Source organism: Chlorogloeopsis fritschii PCC 6912 (assembly GCF_000317285.1).
GTDB classification, from domain to species: Bacteria; Cyanobacteriota; Cyanobacteriia; order Cyanobacteriales; family Nostocaceae; genus Chlorogloeopsis; species Chlorogloeopsis fritschii.
Genome location: NZ_AJLN01000005.1, coordinates 1 through 1,442, shown reverse-complemented (window position 1 = coordinate 1,442; position 1,442 = coordinate 1). Strand labels below are relative to the sequence as shown.

Here is a 1,442-nt window from a genome sequence, read left to right as displayed (position 1 = left end):
CAATACCTTCGCCAAAATAAAGAGGGCTTTGCGTAGTAGAGTTATTGTTTACCACAACTACAACTCAAGAACTACAGAAAGCCCATGCCAGATATATTAGCACTGTTGGAATGCTTGCAACGATATACGACAAGAACAACTTTGAGACGTTGGAGCAGAATTATATCAGCGATGCTAGGGATGAGTGGAAGAATAACTATGCTGAGCATATCGCGGTGGTGTGGGAAGGGTGGTAGTTATCGAACAATACAACGATTTTTCACTCATTCATTGCCTTGGGCAATGTTGTTTTGGGTATTTTTTAGAGAACATATATTTTGCAAAAAAGAAACATATTTATTAGTAGGAGATGAAGTTGTCGTCAGCAAAGCAGGCAAGAAAAGTTATGGGATTGAGAGATTTTTTTCATCATTGTATGACAAGCCAATACTAGGATTATCGTTTTTTGCATTGTCATTAGTCAGCATTGAGCAAAGGAGAGCATTTCCTATTAGTATTGAACAGGTAATAAAGCAAAAAGCAGAGGAGGCGAAAACCTTAAAAGAAGAAACAGAGCCAGAAATTACCAAAAAGAAACGTGGGCGACCAAAGGGAAGTAAAAATAAAGATAAAAAAGAAGTATCTCTTAACTCGGAGCTTCTACGTATTCGTTGTCTGATTCAGGATTTACTCAAAAAACTGAGTAAATTTTTACCACTAACTTACTTGGTATTAGATGGTCATTTTGGGAAAAATAGCGCTGTAGTTATGGCTCTGCAACTGGGTTTGCAGCTAATTTGTAAGATGCGCTGTGATTCTGCATTGTATATCCCTTATGAAAATCCAGACCCTAACCATAAGTGCCGTCGTAAGTATGGAGACAAAATTGACTATTCATTGATGCCAGAGAAATTTCTCAAAAAAAGTGAGACTGTTGATCGGATTCGCACAGATATTTATCAAGCTCAACTTCTTCACAAAGAATTTTCTCAAACGTTAAATGTTGTGATTTTAGTGCGGACAAATATTACAACATCTAACCGAAGTCATGCTGTCTTGTTTTCAACGGATTTGAATTTAAGTTATGAAAAGTTAATTGATTACTACAGTTTGAGGTTCCAGATAGAATTCAATTTCCGCGATGCTAAACAATTTTGGGGACTCGAAGATTTTATGAATGTGGGCAAAAATGCGGTGACGAATGCTGCGAATCTGGCATTTTTTATGGTTAATGTTTCTCAATTTTTGCTTTTTGACTTCCGCCAGTTTAACCCTGATTTTAGTATTACAGACCTCAAGGCAATGTTCCGAGGTTATAAATATGTTGAGGAGACTATAAAACTCCTTCCGGAAAAACCAGACCCAATTTTACTTGCCAATATTTTCCACAGAGTTACCAATTTAGGGCGTATCCACCCTGCCGATCCTTGTTCTACCACTTCATAAATTTGGCGAAGGTATTG

1 protein-coding gene is annotated in these 1,442 nt (G+C 37.2%); it reads left to right on the top strand.

Annotated features, from left to right (window positions below; translation table 11 throughout):
• The first annotated feature begins 84 nt into the window (after nt 1-84).
• On the top strand, nt 85-1,425 hold the full coding sequence (locus UYC_RS0100030) for a transposase (RefSeq protein WP_026087764.1): 1,341 nt from the start codon (nt 85-87) through the stop codon (nt 1,423-1,425).
• Nucleotides 1,426-1,442: the final 17 nt, after the last annotated feature.